Annotated in this window: 27 protein-coding genes; 3 read left to right on the forward strand and 24 right to left on the reverse strand. The window is 66.7% G+C overall.

The annotated features are described in order from the left end of the window. Positions 1–4 precede the first annotated feature (4 nt). The 17 genes from rplE to IE244_RS08125 all read right to left on the reverse strand — a co-directional run bounded on the left by rplE (position 5) and on the right by IE244_RS08125 (position 8,658). The gene (gene rplE, locus IE244_RS08045) at positions 5–562 is read right to left on the reverse strand and encodes a 50S ribosomal protein L5 (RefSeq protein ID WP_015658460.1); all 558 of its coding nucleotides are present in this window, start codon (positions 560–562) and stop codon (positions 5–7) included. Further along, a complete protein-coding gene (gene rplX, locus IE244_RS08050; RefSeq protein WP_003998822.1) occupies positions 562–885 on the reverse strand; it encodes a 50S ribosomal protein L24 in 324 nt (107 codons plus the stop codon). The genes rplE and rplX overlap by 1 nt, the downstream gene beginning before the upstream one ends. A gap of 2 nt (positions 886–887) precedes the next feature. Continuing rightward, entirely contained in the window at positions 888–1,256 is a 369-nt protein-coding gene (rplN, locus tag IE244_RS08055) for a 50S ribosomal protein L14 (RefSeq protein WP_003998823.1), read from the reverse strand. 103 nt (positions 1,257–1,359) lie between these two features. After that, positions 1,360–1,644 (reverse strand): 30S ribosomal protein S17, encoded by a 285-nt coding sequence (gene rpsQ, locus IE244_RS08060; RefSeq protein WP_153539280.1) that lies wholly within the window; start codon positions 1,642–1,644, stop codon positions 1,360–1,362. Then, positions 1,644–1,868, reverse strand: coding sequence for a 50S ribosomal protein L29 (gene rpmC, locus IE244_RS08065; RefSeq protein ID WP_007494763.1), 225 nt, complete (start codon positions 1,866–1,868; stop codon positions 1,644–1,646). Before rpmC ends, rpsQ begins: the two co-directional genes overlap by 1 nt. Beyond that, on the reverse strand, positions 1,868–2,287 hold the full coding sequence (gene rplP / locus IE244_RS08070) for a 50S ribosomal protein L16 (protein ID WP_009190136.1): 420 nt from the start codon (positions 2,285–2,287) through the stop codon (positions 1,868–1,870). The genes rpmC and rplP overlap by 1 nt, the downstream gene beginning before the upstream one ends. A gap of 5 nt (positions 2,288–2,292) precedes the next feature. Continuing rightward, positions 2,293–3,114: a 30S ribosomal protein S3 gene (rpsC, locus tag IE244_RS08075; protein WP_003998826.1), complete on the reverse strand. Its 822-nt coding sequence runs from the start codon at positions 3,112–3,114 to the stop codon at positions 2,293–2,295. Beyond that, on the reverse strand, positions 3,114–3,461 hold the full coding sequence (rplV, locus tag IE244_RS08080; RefSeq protein ID WP_019329637.1) for a 50S ribosomal protein L22: 348 nt from the start codon (positions 3,459–3,461) through the stop codon (positions 3,114–3,116). The genes rpsC and rplV overlap by 1 nt, the downstream gene beginning before the upstream one ends. Before the next feature lie 43 nt (positions 3,462–3,504). Continuing rightward, entirely contained in the window at positions 3,505–3,786 is a 282-nt protein-coding gene (rpsS, locus tag IE244_RS08085; protein WP_073753479.1) for a 30S ribosomal protein S19, read from the reverse strand. 12 nt (positions 3,787–3,798) lie between these two features. Further along, positions 3,799–4,635, reverse strand: coding sequence for a 50S ribosomal protein L2 (rplB, locus tag IE244_RS08090; RefSeq protein WP_031167077.1), 837 nt, complete (start codon positions 4,633–4,635; stop codon positions 3,799–3,801). Between the two features lie 40 nt (positions 4,636–4,675). After that, the gene (gene rplW, locus IE244_RS08095; protein WP_031167074.1) at positions 4,676–5,095 is read right to left on the reverse strand and encodes a 50S ribosomal protein L23; all 420 of its coding nucleotides are present in this window, start codon (positions 5,093–5,095) and stop codon (positions 4,676–4,678) included. Then, complete coding sequence (gene rplD, locus IE244_RS08100) at positions 5,095–5,751, reverse strand: 50S ribosomal protein L4 (protein ID WP_031167072.1); 657 nt, start codon at positions 5,749–5,751, stop codon at positions 5,095–5,097. The genes rplW and rplD overlap by 1 nt, the downstream gene beginning before the upstream one ends. Before the next feature lie 8 nt (positions 5,752–5,759). Beyond that, positions 5,760–6,404 carry a 50S ribosomal protein L3 gene (gene rplC / locus IE244_RS08105; protein ID WP_020135811.1) on the reverse strand — a complete coding sequence of 215 codons (645 nt, stop codon included), beginning with the start codon at positions 6,402–6,404 and terminating at the stop codon, positions 5,760–5,762. 17 nt (positions 6,405–6,421) lie between these two features. After that, on the reverse strand, positions 6,422–6,730 hold the full coding sequence (gene rpsJ / locus IE244_RS08110) for a 30S ribosomal protein S10 (protein WP_003948644.1): 309 nt from the start codon (positions 6,728–6,730) through the stop codon (positions 6,422–6,424). Between the two features lie 532 nt (positions 6,731–7,262). Further along, positions 7,263–7,532: an SH3 domain-containing protein gene (locus tag IE244_RS08115; protein ID WP_191871946.1), complete on the reverse strand. Its 270-nt coding sequence runs from the start codon at positions 7,530–7,532 to the stop codon at positions 7,263–7,265. 80 nt (positions 7,533–7,612) lie between these two features. Beyond that, positions 7,613–7,816: a DUF397 domain-containing protein gene (locus IE244_RS08120; RefSeq protein ID WP_191871948.1), complete on the reverse strand. Its 204-nt coding sequence runs from the start codon at positions 7,814–7,816 to the stop codon at positions 7,613–7,615. Beyond that, positions 7,813–8,658: a helix-turn-helix domain-containing protein gene (locus IE244_RS08125; protein ID WP_191871950.1), complete on the reverse strand. Its 846-nt coding sequence runs from the start codon at positions 8,656–8,658 to the stop codon at positions 7,813–7,815. The genes IE244_RS08120 and IE244_RS08125 overlap by 4 nt, the downstream gene beginning before the upstream one ends. Before the next feature lie 149 nt (positions 8,659–8,807). Here IE244_RS08125 and IE244_RS08130 point away from each other — a divergent pair, with 149 nt between their 5' ends. Further along, a complete protein-coding gene (locus IE244_RS08130) occupies positions 8,808–9,254 on the forward strand; it encodes an ATP-binding protein (RefSeq protein WP_229854000.1) in 447 nt (148 codons plus the stop codon). Beyond that, positions 9,251–10,264, forward strand: a complete 1,014-nt coding sequence (locus IE244_RS08135; protein WP_191871953.1) for a hypothetical protein — start codon at positions 9,251–9,253, stop codon at positions 10,262–10,264. Before IE244_RS08130 ends, IE244_RS08135 begins: the two co-directional genes overlap by 4 nt. 102 nt (positions 10,265–10,366) lie before the next feature. On the opposite strand, the gene tuf is transcribed toward IE244_RS08135, so the two are convergent. The 4 genes from tuf to rpsL all read right to left on the reverse strand — a co-directional run bounded on the left by tuf (position 10,367) and on the right by rpsL (position 14,727). Next, positions 10,367–11,560, reverse strand: coding sequence for an elongation factor Tu (tuf, locus tag IE244_RS08140; protein ID WP_031167057.1), 1,194 nt, complete (start codon positions 11,558–11,560; stop codon positions 10,367–10,369). 156 nt (positions 11,561–11,716) lie between these two features. After that, positions 11,717–13,843, reverse strand: a complete 2,127-nt coding sequence (gene fusA, locus IE244_RS08145) for an elongation factor G (RefSeq protein WP_191871955.1) — start codon at positions 13,841–13,843, stop codon at positions 11,717–11,719. 39 nt (positions 13,844–13,882) lie between these two features. Then, positions 13,883–14,353, reverse strand: a complete 471-nt coding sequence (gene rpsG / locus IE244_RS08150) for a 30S ribosomal protein S7 (RefSeq protein ID WP_003992340.1) — start codon at positions 14,351–14,353, stop codon at positions 13,883–13,885. A gap of 2 nt (positions 14,354–14,355) precedes the next feature. Beyond that, positions 14,356–14,727: a 30S ribosomal protein S12 gene (gene rpsL / locus IE244_RS08155; RefSeq protein WP_003948652.1), complete on the reverse strand. Its 372-nt coding sequence runs from the start codon at positions 14,725–14,727 to the stop codon at positions 14,356–14,358. A gap of 389 nt (positions 14,728–15,116) precedes the next feature. Between rpsL and IE244_RS08160 the strand changes: the two genes are divergently transcribed. Then, entirely contained in the window at positions 15,117–16,043 is a 927-nt protein-coding gene (locus IE244_RS08160; protein ID WP_191871956.1) for a hypothetical protein, read from the forward strand. Between the two features lie 16 nt (positions 16,044–16,059). Here IE244_RS08160 and IE244_RS08165 read toward each other — a convergent pair whose 3' ends face one another. From IE244_RS08165 to rpoB, 3 genes are all read right to left on the reverse strand, one after another. After that, positions 16,060–16,731 carry a hypothetical protein gene (locus tag IE244_RS08165; RefSeq protein ID WP_191871958.1) on the reverse strand — a complete coding sequence of 224 codons (672 nt, stop codon included), beginning with the start codon at positions 16,729–16,731 and terminating at the stop codon, positions 16,060–16,062. Between the two features lie 179 nt (positions 16,732–16,910). Then, positions 16,911–20,810 carry a DNA-directed RNA polymerase subunit beta' gene (locus tag IE244_RS08170; protein ID WP_191871960.1) on the reverse strand — a complete coding sequence of 1,300 codons (3,900 nt, stop codon included), beginning with the start codon at positions 20,808–20,810 and terminating at the stop codon, positions 16,911–16,913. Between the two features lie 97 nt (positions 20,811–20,907). Continuing rightward, positions 20,908–24,393, reverse strand: a complete 3,486-nt coding sequence (rpoB, locus tag IE244_RS08175) for a DNA-directed RNA polymerase subunit beta (RefSeq protein ID WP_191871962.1) — start codon at positions 24,391–24,393, stop codon at positions 20,908–20,910. Positions 24,394–24,948 lie beyond the last annotated feature (555 nt).

Here is a 24,948-nt window from a genome sequence, read left to right on the forward strand (position 1 = left end):
TCGCTCACGCCTCCTTGAACGGGAAGCCGAGGTGACGAAGGAGCGCGCGGCCCTCAGCGTCGTTGGTCGCCGTGGTGACCACGGTGATGTCCATGCCCCGGGTACGGTCGATCTTGTCCTGGTCGATCTCGTGGAACATGACCTGCTCCGTGAGACCGAAGGTGTAGTTGCCACGGCCGTCGAACTGCTTGGGGGACAGACCACGGAAGTCGCGGATGCGCGGCAGCGCGAGCGACAGGGTGCGGTCCAGGAACTCCCACATGCGGTCGCCACGGAGCGTGACGTGGGCACCGATCGGCTGGCCCTCACGCAGCTTGAACTGCGCGATGGACTTGCGGGCCTTGGTGACGGCCGGCTTCTGACCGGTGATGGTGGTCAGGTCGCGGATCGCGCCCTCGATCAGCTTCGAGTCACGGGCGGCGTCGCCGACACCCATGTTGACCACGATCTTGACGAGGCCGGGAACCTGCATGACGTTCTCGTACTTGAACTCGTCACGCAGCTTGCCCGCGATCTCCTCGCGGTACTTCGTCTTCAGACGCGGAGTGGTGGTGGTAGCCATCAGATGTCCTCACCCGTCCGCTTGGCAACGCGGATCTTGTTGCCCTCTTCGTCGAAGCGGTAGCCGACACGCGTGACGACCTTGTTGCCGTCCTTCTCCACGACCAGCTGAACGTTGGACACGTGGATCGGGGCCTCGGTGGTCACGATGCCGCCGGCCTGGGAACCGCGAGCGGTCGGACCGGCCTTGGTGTGCTTCTTGACCCGGTTGACACCCTCGACCAGGACACGCTCCTCGCGCGGGTAAGCGGCAATGACCTTGCCCTGCTTGCCCTTGTCCTTACCGGTGATGACCTGGACCAGGTCGCCCTTCTTGATCTTCATGCTTACAGCACCTCCGGCGCGAGCGAGATGATCTTCATGAACTTCTTCTCGCGCAGCTCACGGCCGACCGGGCCGAAGATGCGGGTGCCGCGAGGGTCGCCGTCGTTCTTCAGAATGACGGCGGCGTTCTCGTCGAAGCGGATGTACGAGCCGTCCGGACGGCGGCGCTCCTTGACGGTGCGAACGATGACCGCCTTGACGACGTCACCCTTCTTCACGTTGCCACCGGGGATCGCGTCCTTGACGGTGGCGACGATGACGTCACCGATGCCCGCGTAGCGGCGACCGGAGCCACCGAGCACACGGATGCAAAGGATCTCCTTCGCACCAGTGTTGTCGGCGACGCGCAGTCGCGACTCCTGCTGGATCACGTCTATCTCCTGGTTGTCTGCCGGTTCCCGGGGCGGGCTGCGAAAGTTGCACACCCGCCCCGAGCCTGGCGGAACGATGCCTAGGGGGTCCCCCTAGGAGGGATTACTTGGCCTTCTCGAGGATCTCGACGACGCGCCAGCGCTTCGTCGCGGACAGCGGCCGGGTCTCCATGAGGAGGACGCGGTCGCCGACACCCGCGGCGTTCTGCTCGTCGTGCGCCTTGAGCTTGTTCGTACGGCGGATGACCTTGCCGTACAGCGCGTGCTTGACGCGGTCCTCGACGGCGACGACGACGGTCTTGTCCATCTTGTCGCTGACGACGAGGCCCTCACGGGTCTTGCGGAAACCGCGCGCCTCAGTGTTCTCAGTCACGTTCTTCTCGCTCATCAGGCGTTCTCCACCGTCTCGATGCCGAGCTCACGCTCACGCATGAGGGTGTAGATCCGGGCGATGTCCTTGCGGACCGCCTTGAGACGGCCGTGGTTCTCGAGCTGCCCGGTCGCCGCCTGGAAGCGGAGGTTGAACAGCTCTTCCTTGGCCTCGCGGAGCTTCGCCAGAAGCTCCTCGTTGCCCAGCTCGCGCAGCTCGGACGCCTTGGTACCGGCCGACATCACGCTTCACCTGCCTCGCGCTTGACGATCCGGCACTTCATCGGCAGCTTGTGAGCCGCACGAGTGAGGGCCTCACGCGCAATCTTCTCGTTGGGGTACGACAGCTCGAACATCACACGTCCGGGCTTGACGTTCGCGATCCACCACTCCGGAGAACCCTTACCGGAACCCATGCGGGTCTCGGCCGGCTTCTTGGTGAGGGGACGGTCCGGGTAGATGTTGATCCAGACCTTGCCGCCACGCTTGATGTGACGGGTCATCGCGATACGGGCCGCCTCGATCTGGCGGTTCGTCACGTAGGCCGGGGTCAGCGCCTGGATGCCGTACTCGCCGAACGCAACCTGCGTTCCACCCTTGGACATACCGTTGCGCTTCGGGTGGTGCTGCTTGCGGTGCTTGACCCTACGGGGGATCAGCATTTCGGTCAGGCCTCCGTTCCGGTGCTCTCAGCCGGAGCGGACGCGGGAGCCTCGGCCTTGGGGGCCTCGGCGCCAGCAGCCTGCTGCGGCTTGCGACCGCGCCGCTCGCCACCACGGCCACCACGGGCCGGGCGGTCGGCACCACCACGGGCCGGGCGGTTACCCGCACGGGCCGCAGCGTTCTCGGCGCGGACCTCGGCGATGTTCTTGACGTCGCCCTTGTAGATCCAGACCTTCACACCGATGCGGCCGAAGGTCGTCTTGGCCTCGAAGAAGCCGTAGTCCACGTTCGCGCGGAGCGTGTGCAGGGGCACGCGGCCCTCGCGGTAGAACTCCGAGCGGGACATCTCGGCGCCACCGAGGCGGCCGCCGCACTGGATCTTGATGCCCTTGGCGCCGGCCTTCATCGCCGACTGCATGCTCTTACGCATGGCGCGGCGGAAGGAGACGCGGGAGGAGAGCTGCTCGGCAACGGCCTGGGCAACCAGCTGAGCGTCGGTCTCGGGGTTCTTGACCTCGAGGATGTTCAGCTGGACCTGCTTGCCCGTGAGCTTCTCGAGGTCGCCGCGGATGCGGTCGGCCTCGGCGCCACGGCGGCCGATGACGATGCCCGGACGAGCGGTGTGGATGTCCACCCGCACGCGGTCACGGGTGCGCTCGATCTCAACCTTCGAGATGCCGGCGCGCTCCATGCCGGACGTCATCATCCGACGGATGGCGACGTCTTCCTTGACGTAGTCCTTGTACAGCTTGTCGGCGTACCAACGCGACTTGAAGTCGGTCGTGACACCGAGCCGGAACCCATGCGGGTTAACCTTCTGGCCCATTACCGGGTTCCTTCCTTGCTGCTGACGACCACGGTGATGTGGCTGGTCCGCTTGCGGATCCGGTAGGCACGGCCCTGGGCGCGCGGACGGAACCGCTTCAGGGTCGGGCCCTCGTCGACGTAGGCCTCGGAGATGTAGAGGCTGTCGGCGTCGGTGTGGTCGTAGTTGTGCGCGGCGTTGGCGATGGCGCTGTCGAGCACCTTGCCGACCGGCACGGAGGCTGCCTGCGGAGCGAATCGCAGAACAGCCTGGGCCTCCGTGGCGTCCATGCCACGGATGAGGTCCACCACGCGGCGGGCCTTCATGGGCGTGACGCGGATGTACCGCGCCTGGGCCCTGGCTTCCATGGTTGTCCCTTCAGTTACTTACGTGTCTGAATGCGATCCGCTACTAGCGGCGCTTCGACTTCCGGTCTTCCTTGACGTGACCCCGGAAGGTGCGCGTCGGCGAGAACTCGCCGAGCTTGTGACCGACCATCGACTCGGTGACGAACACCGGGATGTGGGTCTTGCCGTTGTGCACCGCGATCGTGTGGCCGAGCATGGCCGGGACGATCATCGAGCGACGGGACCAGGTCTTGATGACGTTCTTGGTGCCGGCTTCGTTCTGCGTGTCCACCTTCTTGATCAGGTGGTCGTCGACGAAGGGCCCCTTCTTCAAGCTACGAGGCATCTCAACCCGTCCTTAGCGCTTCTTGTTCGTCTTGCGGCGGCGGACGATGTACTTGTTCGACGCCTTCTTGGGCGAACGAGTACGGCCTTCCTTCTTGCCCCACGGGGACACAGGGTGGCGACCACCGGAGGTCCGGCCCTCACCACCACCGTGCGGGTGGTCAACCGGGTTCATGACCACACCACGGACGGTCGGGCGAACGCCCAGCCACCGCTTACGGCCGGCCTTACCCCAGTTGATGTTGCTCTGCTCGGCGTTGCCGACCTCACCGATGGTGGCGCGGCAGCGGACGTCGACCAGGCGGATCTCACCGGACGGCATGCGGAGGTGGGCCATCGAGCCCTCCTTCGCGAGCAGCTGCACGGAGGCACCGGCGGAGCGGGCGAACTTGGCACCGCCACCGGGACGGAGCTCGATCGCGTGGATCGTGGTACCGACCGGGATGTTGCGGAGGGCCAGGTTGTTGCCCGGCTTGATGTCGGCCCCGGGACCGTTCTCGACGCGGTCACCCTGCTGCAGGTTGCGCGGGGCGAGGATGTAGCGCTTCTCGCCGTCGGCGTAGTGCAGCAGCGCGATGCGCGCGGTGCGGTTGGGGTCGTACTCGATGTGCGCGACCTTCGCCGGCACGCCGTCCTTGTCGTGACGACGGAAGTCGATCACACGGTAGGCGCGCTTGTGTCCGCCACCCTGGTGGCGAACGGTCACACGACCGGCGTTGTTACGGCCGCCCTTGCTGTGCAGGGGGCGGACCAGCGACTTCTCCGGCGTGGACCGCGTGACCTCGACGAAGTCGGCGACGCTGGCGCCACGACGGCCCGGCGTAGTCGGCTTGTACTTGCGGATTCCCATTTCTCAGTCCTCGTCCGATATCGGACGATCCGGACCGCCCTTAGGCGGTCGGACCGCCGAAGATGTCGATACGGTCGCCCTCGGCGAGGGTCACGATCGCGCGCTTGCTGCCGGCACGCTGACCGAAACCGGTCTTCGTGCGCTTGCGCTTGCCCTGGCGGTTGATCGTGTTGACCCCGGTGACCTTGACCGAGAAGACCGCCTGGACGGCCTGCTTGATCTGGGTCTTGTTGGCGCCCGGGGCGACGACGAACGTGTACTTGTTCTCGTCGAGGAGCGCGTAGCTCTTCTCGGAGACGACCGGCTTGAGCAGCACGTCACGGGGGTCCGTGAAGGACTTGCTCAGCGGCGTCTCGACGGTGTTCTTGCCCTCGGCGGCGTGGCGACGCGCCTTGGCGACGCGCGCGGCCTTGGCGGCCTTGGCGGCCTTCGAGGCAATGCTCGGGTGACGCGTAGCCATCAGGCCTCGCTCCCTTCGGTGTCAGCGGCCTTGGGGCCAGACACGAAGGACTCGAAAGCGGCCTGGGTGAAGACCACGTCGTCCGAGACGAGAACGTCGTACGTGTTCAGCTGGCCCGGCTCCAGGATGTGGACCTGGGGCAGGTTGCGGGCGGACAGCCACGCGGCCTCGTCGGCACGGTCGACGACCAGGAGCAGGTTCTTGCGCTCGCTGATCTTGCCGAACAGGCTCTTGGCGGCCTTGGTGCTGGGGTTCGCGCCCTCGACCACGCCGGAGACGACGTGGATGCGGTTGTGACGCGCCCGGTCGGTGAGGGCGTGGCGCAGGGCCGCGGCCTTCATCTTCTTCGGGGTGCGCTGCGAGTAGTCACGCGGCACGGGACCGTGCACGACGCCACCACCGGCGAACTGCGGCGCGCGGGTCGAGCCCTGACGGGCGCGGCCGGTGCCCTTCTGGCGGTACGGCTTCTTGCCACCACCACGGACTTCGCCACGGGTCTTGGTCTTGTGCGTGCCCTGACGGGCAGCGGCCAGCTGCGCGACGACGACCTGGTGGATCAGCGGGATGCTGATCTTCTCCACGTCGAAGATCTCCGCGGGGAGCTCGACGGAACCGGCCTTCTCGCCCGCCGGCGAAAGGATGTCAACAGTGCTCATCGGTTACCTCAGGCCCCCTTGGCCGCGGTGCGGACCAGGACGAGGCCGCCGTTCGGACCGGGAACCGCGCCCTTGATGAGCAGCAGACCCTTCTCCGCGTCAACGGCGTGGACGGTCAGGTTCTGGGTGGTGACCCGCTCGTTGCCCATACGACCCGCCATGCGGAGGCCCTTGAACACGCGGCCCGGGGTGGCGCAGCCACCGATGGAACCGGGCGAGCGGTGCTTGCGCTGGGTGCCGTGTCCGGCGCCGAGGCCCTTGAAGTTGTGACGCTTCATGACACCGGCGAAGCCCTTGCCCTTGCTCTTGCCGGTCACGTCGACCTTGATGCCGGCCTCGAACACCTCAGCGGTGATCTCCTGGCCGAGGGTGTACTCGCTGGCGTCAGCGGTACGGATCTCGACGAGGTGGCGGCGGGGAGTGACGTCGGCCTTGGCGAAGTGGCCCTTGAGGGGCTTGTTCACCTTGCGCGGGTCGATCTCGCCGAACGCGATCTGGACGGACTCGTAGCCGTCGACGTCGTTCGTGCGGACCTGGGTGACGACGTTGGGGCCGGCCTTGACGACGGTGACCGGAACAACACGGTTGTTCTCGTCCCACACCTGCGTCATGCCGAGCTTCTCGCCCAGGATGCCCTTGATCTGCTTAGCCATTCTCAGATCACCAGCCCTCAGAGCTTGATCTCGATGTCGACACCGGCCGGGAGGTCGAGTCGCATCAGAGAGTCAACGGTCTTGGGCGTCGGGTCGAGGATGTCGATCAGGCGCTTGTGCGTGCGCATCTCGAAGTGCTCGCGCGAGTCCTTGTACTTGTGCGGCGACTTGATGACGCAGTACACGTTCTTCTCAGTGGGCAGCGGCACCGGGCCCGCGACCGACGCACCAGTGCGGGTCACCGTCTCGACGATCTTCTTCGCCGAGGAGTCGATGACCTCGTGGTCGTAGGCCTTGAGCCGGATGCGGATCTTCTGTCCCGCCATGGCTACTCAGTAGTCCTGTCTCTCTTACGCTCTGGAACCCGGCGGATTCCTTCTGCTGCCGTCGTTTCTCCGACCCACGCGGTCGGGTGTGTCGCGATCCCGCTGACACAGATGCCCCTTGTTCGAACATCCCTGCGGGGAATGCGACGGCCCTTCCGGAACCGCGGACCGGGGACCTCGGGCCCACCGGGCGCCTGGCCGGTGTCGCGCTCACACTTCCCGGAAGATTCCCGTACGTCCGCCCCAGTGCTGCCCTCAGGCAGTTAGGACGACGAGTACTGTGGGACTCGCTTCCGGTCCTCCCGGCGGGAGGCGCGCAGCATCAACACTCGACCGAGCAACTCGGACAGTCTGCCATACGGGCCGGGGGCTCCGCCAATCGAGCCGAAGAGATTACCCCGAAGGTGACGTAGGTCAAACCGGGTGGGCGACCCCACGCGCTCCCGAGCCCGCCACAACGAGAAAAGGCCGCCCTGGCGCACGGCCGGGCGGCCCTCTCCCTAGATCCTCACCGGTACCTCAGTGGGGTACGTCACCAGCTGTAGTAGCCGTGGGACATCCAGCCGCTGACACCGCTGTCGACGTCGTAGACGCGGTCCCACTGGCCGTCACCGGACACGTCCCGGTGCGCCAGGCGGTCGCCGCGGTAGCAGAGGCCGAGCACGGCGCCCGAGGTGCTGGGGGTGGACCGGATGCGGACACCGTCACCGGTGCAGTGGCCGTAGACGTCGTCGGCGTAGGCCGGCGTGGCCAGCGTCGCGCCACCGATCGCGGCGGCGACCGCGAGACCGGTCACCGCCATGGCGCGCTTCCCCCGTACTGCGGAAAACACAGTTCCTCCTGAATAAGCTATCTGAGACCACATCAGATGATCTTGGTCGGCTACGAAGATAGCATGTTCATGATCTTGAAGGACGTGACGAAGTCGGACCAGGTGGCGGGGGTGACGGCGAGCCGGGGACCCTCGGGGTTCTTGGAGTCGCGGATGTGGATGGTGGCGGGAGTGGGGGCGACTTCGAGGCAGTCGCCGGGTTCGTTGCTGCTGCTGTAGCTGCTCTTGAACCAATGGAGTTCGGCGGTGCTCATAGTCTCCCCAGCGCTTGCTCGATGAAGGCCTGCGACTCCCTCGGCGTGAGGGCCTGCGCCCGGATCATGCCATAGCACAGTTCCAGGATCCGGAGATCCTTGGGGCTGGAAACCGGGCGGCCGTTGAACGCACCCTCGGAACGTCCGATCGCCGTCCCGTCGGCGAACTTCAGCACCTCGATCGGGCCCGCCGCTCCGGCGTGCTCCTCGCGGTCGGTCGGCATGACCTGAAGCGTGACATTCCGCAACTGCGCTACCTCCAAGAGGTGTTCGAGTTGTCGGCGCAGCACCATTTTCCCACCGTAGGGGCGTTCGAGAGTCACCTGTTCCTGGACGAAACCGAGCGTCGGGGCGGGCTCCCGTTCGAAGACAGCCTTCCGGGCCATGCGAGCCGCGGTCTCCCGCTCTACCACGTCTTCGGCGAGCGCCGGCTGCCTCATCTCGAAGATCGTGCGTGTGTACTCCGGCGTCTGCAACAGGCCATGGATGTTGTGGCTGCCGTACAGCAACATCTCCACAGCCCGCCCCTCCAGCTCCGCCAGCTCCCGCACCTTCTTCGGGTACCGAGCCCTCTTCATGTCCTCCATGAAGGCCCTCAGGTGTCCCTGAGCCTTCAGGAGCTGGTCCGCCCTGTCCAGGAACTCCGGGCGAGGGATACGGGCACCCCGCTCGATCTTGCGGATCATGTCCTCGCCGTACCCCATCGCCTCGCTCAGCTCGGGCACGCTCACGCCGGCCGCCTCCCGGCACACCTTGAGCAGCCGCCCCACCGCCTGGACCACCGGCTCGATCTCGTCCCCGGGCTCGACGTCCCAACCGGCCTCGTCCACTCCCTCACCCATGGCTCCTCCTCCGCCGCGCACTCGTACCCGTACAACGCCCGAGACAGCCGAGACAGCCGAGACAAACCGGGGACAGTCACCGTACGCAGAGGCGTTGTCACTCACTCACGGAAGCAGGTTCGGCCACGCTGAGTGACGTGAATCAAGAAATGGCTGCCCCTGAAAACCAACTCGCCTCGCCCGTCCCCCACTTCAGTGTCCGGTTGTCCCCCACGCCACGTGGCGCCCGCCTCGCCCGGCTGCTCGCCGAGCAACAACTCCGTACCTGGGGAATGCCGTTGGAAAGGCCGACACAGATCGTCGCCGAGCTCGCCGCGAACGCCGCCACACATGGCCGCGTGCCCGGCCGCGACTTCCAGCTGCTGCTGTACCTCGTCGGGCACACGCTCCGTATCGAGGTCACCGACACGCGTGGGGACCGCCTCCCCCGGCCACAACTGGCGCCCGCGGAGGGGGAATCAGGCCGCGGGCTCCTCCTCGTCGAGGCCTTCGCCGACCGCTGGGGCGTCACCCATGGACGGCACCCGCGCAAGACCGTCTGGGCCGAGGTCTCCTTCCCCGCGGCTGACCCGGGGCCCAGTACCCTCCGGCCATGACCCGTACGACTCCGCCCCGCCCTCTCGACGTCACCGCGCACTTCCCGGAGCTGGCCCCGCTCGCCCGCACCGCCGTACGCCTGCACCCGCGCGCCGGCGCGCCCACGGCGGCGGAGAGTTCCGTCGGCGGGCCCCTGCTGTGGCCGGCCGACGAGGAGTGGCCGAGCTGTCCGGAGCACGCGGGGCCCTGGCACCGGGGTGTCGCGCCCGAGGACGTCCATGTCGGCCGGCGTGTGCTGCGCGCGGCCTGGGCCCGTACCCGCCCGGAGGACGCCGACCTGCTGAGCGAGGAGGAGCGCGCGCTGGTCGACCTGGGGACCAAGTCCCGCCGGATAGCACAGGACGGACCCGTGCCGATGGTGCCGGTCGCGCAGATACGCGCCGCCGACGTGCCGACGCTGCCCCGGCCCGAAGGCACGGATCTGCTGCAGGTGCTGTGGTGCCCCTTCGATCACCCCGAGGACGGCTACGTGCCCCGGGTCGAGCTGCGCTGGCGCAGGGCCGCCGATGTCGTCACCCAGCTCGGCGCTCCCCCACGGCCGGCCGTGATCGGCAGCGATCACTATCTGCCCGAACCGTGTGTGCTGCACCCCGAGACCGTCACCGAGTACCCGGCCCCGCACGAGCTGCCGGAGGAGCTGGCCGACCGGATCGAGGAGTGGGAGCAGGAGAGCGAGGACGAGGACGAGCCGGGGCTCTGCTACCAGTACGACCTCGCGGTCGCCCCGGGGTGGAAGCTCGGCGGCCACGCGCCCTGGAGCTTCTCCGACCCCTTCCCCATGGCCTGCGCCGAGTGCGGCGCCGGGATGCGGCCCCTGCTCACCGTCGACGGCACCGAGTGGGACGGCGGCAGCGGCAGCTGGCGGCCGGTGGAGGACGCCGGGTACACCGGCTACCACTTCCTCGGTCCGGCGCTCGACACCCAGATCAACATCGGCCGCAGCTACAGCCTCCAGGTGTACGTGTGCGAGCGGTCGTACGACCATCCGCTGCTGCAGAACATGCAGTGACCCCGCAGGGGGAACGCGAAGAGGCCCGTACGACCGAAGTCGTACGGGCCTCCCGTCAGGTCTGGAGACCTTCAGGTCAGACGACCCTCAAGCAAGCGGAACTTACTTGACGATCTTGGTGACCTGGCCGGCGCCCACGGTGCGGCCACCCTCACGGATGGCGAACTTCAGGCCCTCTTCCATGGCGACGGGCTGGATGAGCGACACCGTCATCTCGGTGTTGTCACCCGGCATGACCATCTCGGTGCCCTCGGGGAGGGTCACCACGCCGGTCACGTCCGTCGTACGGAAGTAGAACTGCGGGCGGTAGTTGTTGAAGAACGGCGTGTGGCGGCCACCCTCGTCCTTGGACAGGATGTAGGCCTGAGCCTCGAACTCCGTGTGCGGGGTGACCGAGCCCGGCTTGATGATGACCTGGCCGCGCTCGACGTCCTCGCGCTTGATGCCGCGGAGCAGCAGACCGACGTTCTCACCGGCCTGGCCCTCGTCGAGCAGCTTGCGGAACATCTCGATGCCGGTGACCGTGGTGGTGGTCTTCTCGGTCTTGATGCCGATGATGTCGACGGTCTCGTTGACCTTCAGGACACCACGCTCGATACGGCCGGTGACGACCGTACCGCGACCGGTGATCGTGAAGACGTCCTCGATCGGCATGAGGAACGGCTTGTCGACGTCGCGCTCCGGCTGCGGGATGGACTCGTCGACCGCGTTCATCAGGTTGAGGACGGAGTCCACCCACTCCTTCTCGCCCTCGAGGGCCTTGAGAGCGGAGACCTTGACGACCGGAACGTCGTCGCCGGGGAACTCGTACTCGGAGAGGAGCTCACGGACCTCGAGCTCGACGAGCTCCAGGATCTCCTCGTCGTCCACCATGTCGGCCTTGTTCAGGGCGACGACGATGTACGGAACGCCGACCTGGCGGGCCAGGAGCACGTGCTCCTTGGTCTGCGGCATCGGGCCGTCGGTCGCGGCGACCACCAGGATCGCGCCGTCCATCTGGGCGGCACCGGTGATCATGTTCTTGATGTAGTCCGCGTGACCCGGGCAGTCGACGTGGGCGTAGTGACGCGCCTCGGTCTGGTACTCGACGTGCGCGATGGAGATGGTGATACCGCGCTGGCGCTCCTCGGGCGCCTTGTCGATGTTGTCGAACGGGGTGGCCTCGTTCAGGTCCGGGTACGCGTCGTGCAGCACCTTGGTAATGGCGGCCGTGAGGGTCGTCTTACCGTGGTCGATGTGACCGATGGTGCCGATGTTGACGTGCGGCTTAGTCCGCTCGAACTTCGCCTTCGCCACTGGGGTCCTCCTGTGGAGTGGTTCTGTACGCCTTACTTCATCGGCGCCAGGTGATCTTTGCTGTAAAGGCCCGGAACCGGGGGCAAACATCCGGGTTTACGGTTGTTTGCCCCCTGAGGCTCCGGAGTCAAGCCTACGGCGTGGGAACGCGGTGCGTTACTCGCCCTTGGCCTTCGCGATGATCTCCTCGGCGACGTTCCGCGGAACCTCGGCGTAGGAGTCGAACTGCATCGAGTAGCTTGCGCGACCCGACGTCTTGCTGCGGAGGTCGCCGACGTAGCCGAACATCTCCGACAGGGGCACGAGGCCCTTCACGACGCGGGCACCAGCCCGCTCCTCCATGGCCTGGATCTGGCCACGGCGGGAGTTGATGTCGCCGATGACCTCGCCCATGTAGTCCTCGGGCGTGGTGACCTCGACGGCCATCATCGGCTCAAGCAGCACGGGCGAAGCCTTGCGCGCGGCCTCCTTGAAGGCCTGCGAGCCGGCGATCTTGAAGGCGAGCTCGGAGGAGTCGACCTCGTGGTAGCCACCGTCGATCAGCGTCACGCGGACACCGGTCATCTCGTAGCCCGCGAGGATGCCGAACTGCATGGCCTCCTGCGCACCGGCGTCCACCGAAGGGATGTACTCCTTCGGGATGCGGCCACCGGTGACCTTGTTCACGAACTCGTACGAGGCGTCGCCGCCCTCGATGGGCTCGATCGCGATCTGCACCTTGGCGAACTGACCGGTACCACCGGTCTGCTTCTTGTGGGTGTAGTCCACGCGCTCGACGGCCTTGCGGATCGTCTCGCGGTACGCGACCTGCGGCTTGCCGACGTTGGCCTCGACCTTGAACTCACGGCGCATACGGTCGACCAGCACCTCAAGGTGCAGCTCGCCCATACCACCGATGATGGTCTGGCCGGTCTCCTCGTCCGAGTGGACCTGGAAGGACGGGTCCTCCTCGGCCAGGCGCTGGATCGCGACGCCCAGCTTCTCCTGGTCACCCTTCGACTTGGGCTCGATGGCGACCTGGATGACCGGCGCCGGGAAGTCCATGGACTCCAGGATGACCGGGTTCTTGTCGTCGGACAGCGTCTCACCGGTGGTGGTCTGCTTCAGGCCCATGACGGCGACGATGTCACCGGCGCCCACCGACTCGATCTCCTCACGCTTGTTGGCGTGCATGCGGTAGATCTTGCCGATGCGCTCCTTCTTGCCCTTGACGGAGTTCAGCACGGCGGTGCCGGACTCCAGGCGGCCCGAGTAGACCCGGACGAAGGTGAGCTTGCCGAGGTGCGGGTCGCTCATGATCTTGAACGCCAGCGCCGACAGCGGCTCGTCGTCGGACGGCTTGCGCTTGATGATCTCGTCCGCGTCGCTGACCGCGTGGCCCTCGATGGCCTCGATGTCAACGGGGGACGGCAGGTAGCGCACGACCGCGTCGAGCAGGGGCTGGACGCCCTTGTTCTTGAACGCGGTACCGCAGAACACCGGCGTGATGGTGGTGCCGGTGCCCTTGCCGGACGCGATGGTGATACGACGGATCGCGGCGTACAGCTGCTCCTCGGTGGGCTCCTGGCCCTCCAGGAACAGCTCCATGATCTCTTCGTCGTTCTCGGCGACGGCCTCGACCAGCTTGCCGCGCCACTCCTCGGCGGCCTCGGCGTGCGTGTCCGGGATGTCGACGACGTCGTACATCTCGCCCTTGGTCGCCTCGGCGGACCACACGAGCGCCTTCATGCGGACCAGGTCCACGACGCCCTTGAAGTCGGCCTCGGCACCGATCGGGAGCTGCATGACGATCGGCTGCGCGCCCAGGCGGTCGACGATCATGTCGACACAGCGGTGGAACTCGGCACCGGTGCGGTCGAGCTTGTTGACGAAGCAGATACGCGGAACGCCGTAGCGGTCCGCCTGACGCCACACCGTCTCGGACTGGGGCTCAACGCCGGCGACGCCGTCGAACACCGTCACGGCACCGTCGAGCACGCGCAGGGAGCGCTCCACCTCGACGGTGAAGTCGACGTGGCCCGGCGTGTCGATGATGTTGATGGTGTGGTCGACGTCTTCCAGCGGCCAGTGGCAGGTGGTGGCAGCAGAGGTGATCGTGATGCCACGCTCCTGCTCCTGCTCCATCCAGTCCATGGTGGCAGCGCCGTCGTGGACCTCACCGATCTTGTACGAAACGCCGGTGTAGAACAGGATCCGCTCGGTGGTGGTCGTCTTGCCCGCGTCGATGTGGGCCATGATGCCGATGTTGCGCACCTTGGCCAGGTCAAGCGAAGTGGTAGCCATAAGGCTTCAGTCTTCTCTCGGTCTCGATGTGGACTGCGACTACCAGCGGTAGTGCGCGAAGGCCTTGTTGGACTCGGCCATCTTGTGCGTGTCCTCGCGCTTCTTCACAGCGGCACCGAGGCCGTTGGAGGCGTCGAGGAGCTCGTTGAGCAGACGCTCGGTCATGGTCTTCTCACGACGGGCGCGGGAGTAACCGACGAGCCAGCGCAGCGCGAGGGTGTTGGCGCGACCGGGCTTGACCTCGATCGGGACCTGGTAGGTCGCACCACCGACACGGCGGGACTTGACCTCGAGGGTCGGCTTGATGTTCTCCAGCGCGCGCTTCAGCGTGATGATCGGGTCGTTGCCCGTCTTCTCACGCAGACCCTCCATGGCGCCGTAGACGATGCGCTCGGCGGTGGAGCGCTTGCCGTTCAGCAGCACCTTGTTGATGAGCGACGTGACCAGAGGAGAACCGTAGACCGGGTCGATGATGACCGGGCGCTTCGGGGCGGGGCCCTTACGAGGCATTCTTACTTCTCCTTCTTGGCGCCGTAGCGGGAACGGGCCTGCTTGCGGTTCTTGACACCCTGGGTGTCGAGGGAGCCACGGATGATCTTGTAGCGAACACCCGGCAGGTCCTTCACACGGCCGCCGCGCACGAGCACGATGGAGTGCTCCTGCAGGTTGTGTCCCTCACCCGGAATGTAAGCGGTGACCTCGATCCCGCTGGTCAGACGCACACGCGCGACCTTACGCAGGGCCGAGTTCGGCTTCTTCGGGGTGGTCGTGAACACACGCGTGCAGACGCCACGACGCTGAGGGGAACCCTCAAGTGCGGGCGTCTTGTTCTTCTCGACCTTGTCCTGCCGGCCCTTACGGACCAGCTGCTGGATCGTAGGCACTACTTCTCCGGTTTCTGTGTGCCGATGGGTACAGCTAACCTGGAACGTCGCCGACCCACGCGGTCGGGTGTGTCGAATCCCGCAGACTCTCGCCGCAAGGCGAAAAGGGCGCAATTACGGTGGCCGGTCGCGGCTCGCCATGCGGTCTGAAGGCACGCACGAGAGCCAGGGCACACCCCAGGCACAAGGTCTGAGCGTACCTACCTCATTCGCTGTGGTCAAAACAAATGGGACCCGCCCGCCCCGGGCTGCGAGGAATGTCAAGTCCCCGTACCCTAGGTGATCTTCGAATCCGCGTTCCCATCCACGGGACGCGGACCGGCGTGGCAGGTCAGCCGGGCGGGGTGGTCCCGGGTGCGGGCCGCTGGGGCCGTCGACAGACTGGGGTCATGTCCGCGCCGCAGGAGCCCCCGTCCCCTTCGCAGGTGCCGCCTCCGCCCTCGCAGAAGCTGACGCTCTTCGACAAGGCGGCATACATCGCGGCCCCTGGGACCGTCGTCGTGGGCCTGCTCTACTACATCGGCACCACCTACACCGAGAAGTACTACGCCGAGCTCGGGGTGCCCGCGGGCGATCTGCAGCTGTCCTACCAGGCCCTGGTCGCCAGGGCGCCGGGCCCGGTCTTCCTGCCCCTGTGGTGCCTGCTGGTCGGCGGGGCGCTCGTCCTGCTGGTGCTCGGCCGCCTCGGGCACTTCCTGGCCCTGCCCGAGCACGCGGTACGGCGGCACAGGGTGATCCGCTGGCTCCTCGCCGTCGGTCTGGTCATGACGATCGTGGGCTTCCCCGTCTTCCAGACCCATCTGCTGGCCCCCCTGCCGGGAGGACCGTGGCTCGACTTCCTGTCTCCCCTGATCATCGCTCTCGGCGCCACCCTGGCCTTCTTCGCCACACAGCTGCGCCTGGGCGAGCGCAGGAGCGAGCGCGTCCGGCAGGGCGGCACCGGCGACGCACTGTGGCTGACGGGCGGTGCCGTGCTGCTCGGGCTGCTGGCGATGGGTCTGTTCCTGCAGGTGGCGCAGTGCGCGACGGTGGAGGGTCGCAGCGACGCCCAGGAGGACGCCGATGGAGGCTATCGGCAGAGCCTGAAGGTGGTGGTCCACTCGCGCTTCCCCCTCACCCACAACGCCCAGGACATCGAGTTCTACGACTGGGGCAGCACGAAGGGGCCGTACCGATTCCAGTACAGCGGCTTTCGCCTGATCGCGAAGAGCCTGAACCGCTTCTATCTGGTCTCCTCCACCTCCCACTTCGTGGACCGGATGGTGGTGGTGCTGCCCGACGACGACAACGTCTGGGTGGAGTTCCGCGGCGTATGACGCAGAGGCACGGTGCTCAGGTCGTGCCGGCACTGGACGGGGCGGTCGACGTCGGGGGCGGTGTCGGGCTGCCGGTCCCGGTGTCCGTGGTGTCGGGCAGGGGCGTCGGCGACCGGGTGGTCACGGTGTCGGTGGGCCCCGGAGTCGTGGTCGTCGCGTCGGGAGCCGGAGTCGGCGTGGTCGTCGTCGGTGTGGTCGTCGTCGGGGAGACCGGGGTCGTGGTCACGGACCCGAGCGCCTCTCCCGCGAAGGTCGCGACGATCGTCTGACCCGTCGAGATGACGGCGGTCAGCTGTCCGTGGTACGCACCCGCCTGCGACCCGTTGTGCTGGAGTTCGACCTCGCAGTGGCCTCCGGACGGCACCTCGACGTGGGTGCAGCCGTCCTGGGCGATCGTTGCCGTGCCCTGGTCCGTGGTGGCGGAGACGCTGTTGACGGTGATGGGCCGGCTCGTGGTGTTGACCAGCTCCACCTTCCCGGCAGCCGTCTTGCCCACTCCCACCGACGGCATATGGATCTGCCGGGGCTTACCACTCGAATCGCTGCCGGGGAACAGGCGGGCCAGCGTTGCCATGGCCCCGGTCCTCGGCGTGGCCGGCGTGGCCCCGTTCGTGTCCTTGCAGCCCGTCATGCCCGCCAGGGCGGCGACTACCGCCGCCACGGCGAGGCCGCGGGTGCGAGTAGACATCATGACCTCGGCACCTCCGCTACGGTCCGGCCCGCCCTTCGCCCCTCAACTTCGCACGCCGGCGCCGTCAGCCTCCCGTCGGCGCCCGGCGACACCACACGATCACTCGAATGAACGCCCGCGCACGCCGAAGGGCGGCCACCCTCGCGGGTGACCGCCCTTCGGTTCAAGCTGCTCGCTTACTGGTTGTACGGACCGTAGTCGTAGTCCTCCAGCGGAACGGCCTGGCCGGAGCCGGTGCCGAACGGCGAGTAGTCGATGTCGTCGTAGCCGACGGCCGAGTACATCGCGGCCTTGGCCTCCTCGGTCGGCTCGACCCGGATGTTGCGGTAGCGGGACAGACCCGTACCGGCCGGGATGAGCTTACCGATGATGACGTTCTCCTTGAGGCCGATCAGGGAGTCGGACTTGGCGTTGATCGCCGCGTCCGTCAGGACCCTGGTCGTCTCCTGGAAGGACGCCGCCGACAGCCAGGACTCCGTGGCCAGCGAGGCCTTGGTGATACCCATGAGCTGCGGACGACCGGAGGCCGGGTGACCGCCCTCCTGGACCACACGACGGTTCTCGGTCTCGAACTTCGAGCGCTCGACCAGCTCGCCGGGCAGCAGCTCGGCGTCGCCGGACTCGATGATCGTCACACGGCGCAGCATCTGCCGGATGATGATCTCGATGTGCTTGTCGTGGATCGACACACCCTGCGAGTTGTACACCTTCTGGACCTCGCCGACCAGGTGGACCTGGACGGCACGCTGACCCAGGATGCGCAGCACGTCGTGCGGGTTGGTGGCACCCACGGTGAGCTGCTGGCCCACCTCGACGTGCTCGCCCTCGCTGACCAGGACCTTGGCACGCTTGGAGATCGGGAACGCCGTCTCGTCGCTGCCGTCGTCCGGGGTGACGACGAGCTTCTTCGTCTTCTCGGTCTCCTCGATGCGGACGCGGCCGCTCGCCTCGGAGATCGGGGCGACACCCTTCGGGGTACGGGCCTCGAAGAGCTCGACGACACGCGGCAGACCCTGGGTGATGTCGTCACCGGCCACACCACCGGTGTGGAAGGTACGCATCGTCAGCTGGGTACCGGGCTCACCGATGGACTGGGCGGCGATGATGCCGACCGCCTCACCGATGTCGACCAGCTTGCCGGTGGCGAGCGAACGGCCGTAGCACATCGCGCAGGTGCCGACGGCGGACTCGCAGGTCAGGACCGAGCGGGTCTTGACCTCCGCGACGCCGTTCCTGACCAGCTCGTCGATGAGCACGTCGCCGAGGTCGGTACCGGCCGGGGCCAGCACCTTGCCGTCGACCACGATGTCCTCGGCGAGGCAGCGCGCGTACACGGACGTCTCGACGTTCTCCGTCTTGCGCAGGACACCGTCCTCGCCCCGCTCGGCGATCGCCAGCTTGAGGCCGCGCTCGGTGCCGCAGTCCTCCTCGCGGATGATGACGTCCTGCGAGACGTCCACCAGACGACGGGTCAGGTAACCCGAGTCGGCGGTACGCAGAGCGGTGTCCGCGAGACCCTTACGGGCACCGTGCGTGGAGATGAAGTACTCCAGCACGGACAGGCCCTCACGGAAGGACGCCTTGATCGGACGCGGAATCGTCTCGTTCTTGGCGTTCGACACCAGACCACGCATACCGGCGATCTGCCGCATCTGCATCATGTTTCCTCGGGCACCCGAGTCAACCATCATGAAGATGGGGTTCGTCTTGGGGAAGTTCTCGTTCATCGCCTCGGCGACCTCGTTGGTCGCCTTGGTCCAGATCGCGATGAGCTCCTGAGTGCGCTCTTCCTTGGTGATCAGACCGCGCTCGTACTGCTTCTGGACCTTCTCGTCCTGCGCCTCGTAGCCGCGGACGATCTCCTTCTTCGCCTCGGGAACGACGACGTCGGAGATGGCGACGGTGACACCGGAACGGGTGGCCCAGTAGAAGCCGGCCGCCTTCAGGTTGTCGAGCGTCGCCGCCACGATGACCTTGGGGTAGCGCTCGGCGAGGTCGTTGACGATCTCGGAGAGCTGCTTCTTGCCCACCGAGTAGTCGACGAACGGGTAGTCCTCGGGCAGCAGCTCGTTGAAGAGCGCACGGCCCAGGGTGGTCCGCAGGCGGAAGGTGTCACCCTGCTGCCACTCGGGCTCGCCCTCCTCGCGCACCGGCGGGGTCCAGCCGCGCGGCGGGATGGTGCCCACCGGGAAGCGGATGTCGATCGCCGACTGCAGCGCCAGCTCGCCGGCGTCGAACGCCATGATCGCCTCGGCCGTGGAGCCGAACGACCGGCCCTCGCCCTTGGTGTCACGCAGCTCGCCGTCGGTGGTGAGGAAGAACAGACCGAGGACCATGTCCTGGGTCGGCATCGTCACCGGACGGCCGTCGGCCGGCTTGAGGATGTTGTTCGAGGACAGCATCAGGATGCGGGCCTCGGCCTGCGCCTCCGCGGACAGCGGCAGGTGCACGGCCATCTGGTCACCGTCGAAGTCCGCGTTGAACGCGGTGCAGACGAGCGGGTGGATCTGGATGGCCTTGCCCTCGACCAGCTGCGGCTCGAAGGCCTGGATGCCGAGGCGGTGCAGGGTGGGCGCACGGTTCAGCAGCACCGGGTGCTCGGCGATGACCTCTTCGAGGACGTCGTACACGACCGTGCGGCCACGCTCGACCATGCGCTTGGCCGACTTGATGTTCTGCGCGTGGTTCAGGTCGACCAGGCGCTTCATCACGAACGGCTTGAACAGCTCCAGCGCCATCGCCTTCGGCAGACCGCACTGGTGCAGCTTCAGCTGCGGACCGACGACGATCACGGAACGCGCGGAGTAGTCCACACGCTTACCGAGCAGGTTCTGACGGAATCGACCCTGCTTACCCTTCAGCATGTCGCTGAGGGACTTCAGCGGGCGGTTACCGGGGCCGGTCACCGGACGGCCGCGACGACCGTTGTCGAAGAGGGCGTCAACAGCCTCCTGAAGCATGCGCTTCTCGTTGTTGACGATGATCTCCGGGGCACCGAGGTCCAGGAGCCGCTTCAGACGGTTGTTGCGGTTGATGACACGGCGGTACAGGTCGTTCAGGTCGGAGGTCGCGAAGCGGCCACCGTCCAGCTGCACCATCGGACGCAGGTCCGGCGGGATGACCGGGACGCAGTCCAGGACCATGCCCTTGGGGCTGTTGGACGTCTGCAGGAACGCGGAGACGACCTTCAGGCGCTTGAGGGCACGGGTCTTCTTCTGGCCCTTGCCGGTGCGGATGATCTCGCGGAGCCGCTCGGCCTCCTCCTCAAGGTCGAAGGACTCCAGGCGCTTCTGCAGCGCCGCGGCACCCATCGAACCGTCGAAGTACGTACCGAAGCGGTCCCGCAGCTCGCGGTAGAGCAGCTCGTCGCCCTCCAGGTCCTGGACCTTGAGGTTCTTGAACCGGTTCCACACCTCGTCGAGGCGGTCGATCTCGCGCTGCGCGCGGTCGCGCAGCTGCTTCATCTCACGCTCGGCACCCTCGCGCACCTTGCGGCGCACGTCGGCCTTGGCGCCCTCGGCCTCCAGCTCGGCCAGGTCGGTCTCAAGCTTCTTGGCGCGGCCTTCGAGGTCGGCGTCGCGGCGGTTCTCGATCTGCTGGCGCTCGACCGAGACGTGCGCCTCCAGGGAGGGCAGGTCGCGGGTACGGCGCTCCTCGTCGACGTACGTGATCATGTACGCGGCGAAGTAGATGACCTTCTCAAGGTCCTTCGGGGCCAGGTCGAGCAGGTAGCCCAGACGGCTCGGGACACCCTTGAAGTACCAGATGTGCGTGACGGGCGCGGCCAGCTCGATGTGGCCCATCCGCTCACGGCGCACCTTGGCGCGGGTGACCTCGACGCCACAGCGCTCACAGATGATGCCCTTGAAGCGGACGCGCTTGTACTTGCCGCAGTAGCACTCCCAGTCCCGGGTCGGACCGAAGATCTTCTCGCAGAAGAGTCCGTCCTTTTCGGGCTTGAGGGTGCGGTAGTTGATGGTCTCGGGCTTCTTGACCTCGCCGTGGCTCCACTGACGGATGTCGTCAGCGGTGGCCAGGCCGATCCGGAGCTCGTCGAAGAAGTTGACGTCGAGCACTATGCGTCAATCCCTCTCAGGGTCGAAAGTCTTTGGTCTGAAACGGGGGCCTGGGGGTCGGCGGGGCCCTGTGGGTGAGGGCCCCGCCGGACTCCCGTCAGACCTCTTCGACGCTGCTCGGCTCGCGCCGGGACAGGTCGATACCGAGCTCCTCCGCAGCGCGGAAGACGTCCTCGTCGGTGTCACGCATCTCGATGGACATACCGTCGCTGGACAGCACCTCCACGTTCAGGCAGAGCGACTGCATCTCCTTGATGAGCACCTTGAAGGACTCGGGGATGCCGGGCTCGGGGATGTTCTCGCCCTTGACGATGGCCTCGTAGACCTTCACGCGGCCCGTGACGTCGTCGGACTTGATGGTCAGCAGCTCCTGGAGGGCGTACGCGGCGCCGTAGGCCTCAAGGGCCCACACCTCCATCTCACCGAAGCGCTGGCCACCGAACTGCGCCTTACCACCCAGCGGCTGCTGGGTGATCATGGAGTACGGGCCGGTCGAGCGGGCGTGGAGCTTGTCGTCGACCAGGTGGTGCAGCTTCAGGATGTACATGTAGCCGACCGAGATCGGGTCCGGGAACGGCTCACCGGAGCGGCCGTCGAACAGCCGCGCCTTGCCGGACGGAAGCACCATGCGCTCGCCGTCGCGGTTCGGGATGGTGTGCTGCAGCAGACCCGCCAGCTCGTCCTCGCGGGCACCGTCGAAGACCGGGGTCGCGACGTTGGTGCGCGGGGCGACCTGGTCGGCACCGATGACCTGCAGGCGCTGGGCCCACTCGTCCGCGAGGCCGGAGACGTCCCAGCCGCGGCTGGCGAGCCAGCCGAGGTGGATCTCCAGGACCTGTCCCGGGTTCATTCGGGACGGCACACCCAGCGGGTTCAGGATGATGTCGACCGGGGTGCCGTCCTCCAGGAACGGCATGTCCTCGATCGGCAGGATCTTGGAGATGACACCCTTGTTGCCGTGGCGGCCGGCGAGCTTGTCACCGTCGGTGATCTTGCGCTTCTGCGCGACGTAGACGCGGACCAGCTGGTTCACGCCCGGCGGCAGCTCGTCGCCCTCCTCGCGGTCGAAGACGCGCACACCGATGACCTTGCCGGTCTCGCCGTGCGGCACCTTCAGCGAGGTGTCACGGACCTCACGGGCCTTCTCACCGAAGATCGCGCGCAGCAGGCGCTCCTCGGGGGTCAGCTCGGTCTCACCCTTCGGGGTCACCTTGCCGACGAGGATGTCACCGGCGATGACCTCGGCACCGATACGGATGATGCCGCGCTCGTCGAGGTCGGCGAGGACCTCCTCGGAGACGTTCGGGATGTCCCGGGTGATCTCCTCGGGGCCGAGCTTGGTGTCACGGGCGTCGACCTCGTGCTCCTCGATGTGGATCGAGGAGAGGACGTCGTCCTGCACGAGGCGCTGCGACAGGATGATCGCGTCCTCGTAGTTGTGACCCTCCCACGGCATGAACGCCACGAGCAGGTTCTTGCCGAGGGCCATCTCGCCGTTCTGGGTGGCCGGACCGTCGGCCAGCACCTGGCCGGTGATGACGCGGTCGCCCTCGTTGACGATGACCTTCTGGTTGACCGAGGTGCCCTGGTTGGACCGGGAGAACTTGGCCAGGCGGTACGTGATGTACGTGCCGTCGTCGTTGGCGGTGGTGATGTAGTCCGCGGAGACCTCCTGGACCACACCGTCCTTCTCGGCCTTGACCACGTCGCCGGCGTCGACCGCGGAGCGGTACTCCATGCCGGTGCCGACGAGCGGCGCCTCGGACTTAATCAGCGGCACGGCCTGACGCATCATGTTCGCGCCCATGAGGGCACGGTTGGCGTCGTCGTGCTCGAGGAAGGGGATCATGGCGGTCGCGACCGACACCATCTGGCGCGGCGAGACGTCCATGTAGTCCACGTCCTCGGGGCCGACGTAGTCGACCTCACCGCCACGGCGGCGGACCAGCACGCGGGCCTCGGCGAACCGCATCTCGTCGTTCAGCGGCGCGTTGGCCTGCGCGATGACGAAGCGGTCCTCCTCGTCGGCGGTCAGGTAGTCGACCTCGTCGGTGACCTGGCCGTCGACGACCTTGCGGTACGGCGTCTCGATGAAACCGAACGCGTTGACCCGGCCGTAGGAGGCGAGCGAGCCGATCAGACCGATGTTCGGGCCTTCGGGCGTCTCGATCGGGCACATGCGGCCGTAGTGCGAGGGGTGCACGTCACGGACCTCGAAGCCGGCCCGCTCACGGGAGAGACCACCCGGGCCGAGGGCGTTCAGACGACGCTTGTGCGTCAGCCCCGACAGCGGGTTGTTCTGGTCCATGAACTGGGACAGCTGGCTGGTGCCGAAGAACTCCTTGATGGAGGCGACGACCGGCCGGATGTTGATCAGGGTCTGCGGCGTGATCGCCTCGACGTCCTGCGTGGTCATGCGCTCGCGCACGACACGCTCCATACGGGCGAGACCCGTACGGACCTGGTTCTGGATCAGCTCACCGACGCTGCGGATACGGCGGTTGCCGAAGTGGTCGATGTCGTCGGTCTCGACCATGATCGTGCGACCGGTCTCGGTCACCGTCTCGGTCTCACCGGCGTGCAGCTTCACCAGGTACTTGATGGTGGCGATGACGTCCTCGGTGGTGAGCACGCCGGCGTCCAGCGGCTCGTCCGCACCGAGCTTCTTGTTCACCTTGTAGCGGCCGACCTTGGCGAGGTCGTAGCGCTTGGGGTTGAAGTAGAGGTTCTCCAGCAGCGTCTGCGCGGCCTCACGCGTGGGGGGCTCGCCCGGGCGCAGCTTGCGGTAGATGTCGAGCAGCGCGTCGTCCTGGCCCTGGGTGTGGTCCTTCTCCAGGGTGGCGCGCATGGACTCGTACTCGCCGAACTCCTCAAGGATCTGCTCGGTCGTCCAGCCGAGCGCCTTCAGGAGGACGGTCACCGACTGCTTGCGCTTGCGGTCGATGCGGACACCGACCATGTCGCGCTTGTCGATCTCCATCTCCAGCCAGGCACCCCGGGAGGGGATGATCTTGGCGGAGAAGATGTCCTTGTCGGAGGTCTTGTCGATGGAGGAGTCGAAGTAGACACCGGGGGAACGGACCAGCTGGGACACCACGACACGCTCGGTGCCGTTGATGACGAAGGTGCCCTTGTTCGTCATGAGCGGGAAGTCGCCCATGAAGACCGTCTGGGACTTGATCTCACCGGTCTCGTTGTTGGTGAACTCGGCGGTGACGAAGAGCGGGGCGGCGTACGTGAAGTCGCGCTCCTTGCACTCGTCGATGGAGTTCTTCGGCGGCTCGAAGCGGTGGTCCCGGAACGTCAGGGACATCGACCCGGAGAAGTCCTCGATCGGGGAGATCTCCTCGAAGATCTCCTCCAGACCGGACTTGGTGGGGACGTCCTGACCGTTCTCCAGAGCCTCCTCGACCCGACTCTGCCAGGCGGTGTTGCCGAGCAGCCAGTCGAAGCTCTCGGTCTGCAGCGCGAGCAGGTTCGGAACCTCGAGAGGCTCCTTGATCTTTGCAAAGGAGATGCGCAGCGGGGCGGTGCTGGCGCCGTTGTTCGTATTCGCGGTCGAGGCATTGCGCGAGGCGGCCAAGAGGGGGTCCTTCCGAGGGCTCGGACTCACTACGCGCGTGCCGGCCCCTCCCCCGCACACAGAGACAGAAACCCCAGGTCAAGGGAGCTTTTGTCATCGGTGCTCGAGTGAGGGCAGACCCCTGGTGACGGGCAGGGGACAGCTAACAGGCAGCGCAAAGGGTCAGTGTAGCCACTTGGCACACTGATGTCCAGTGCGGGTTTGTCGAGACCCTCGCTGTGCTCACCGCTCTTGTCAACGCCCTCGGCATGCCTGCCCTCAACGCACGTTGATACTGCCCTCTTCGCCGTCGATCCATGCCTCGGATTCGGATCCTTGTGACGACGCGTCCTGAGAATTGCGCGCTGCGTGCGGTTCGTCAAGGCCCCTCAGTCCAAACGAGACTGGCCGGAGACACGACGAAGATCACCATACCCCTCGCCGTCGCGAGTGCAAGGCAACCGTGGTCGGTCCTCCGGATACGCCGAAGAGCGACCACCCGGATGGATGATCGCTCTTCGGTGCGTTCGCGTTACAGCCCTACGGGGCACTTTTCACGGTGCCCCGAGACCGGGC

It is taken from the genome of Streptomyces filipinensis (genome assembly GCF_014649495.1).
In the GTDB taxonomy this organism is placed as follows: Bacteria; Actinomycetota; Actinomycetes; order Streptomycetales; family Streptomycetaceae; genus Streptomyces; species Streptomyces filipinensis.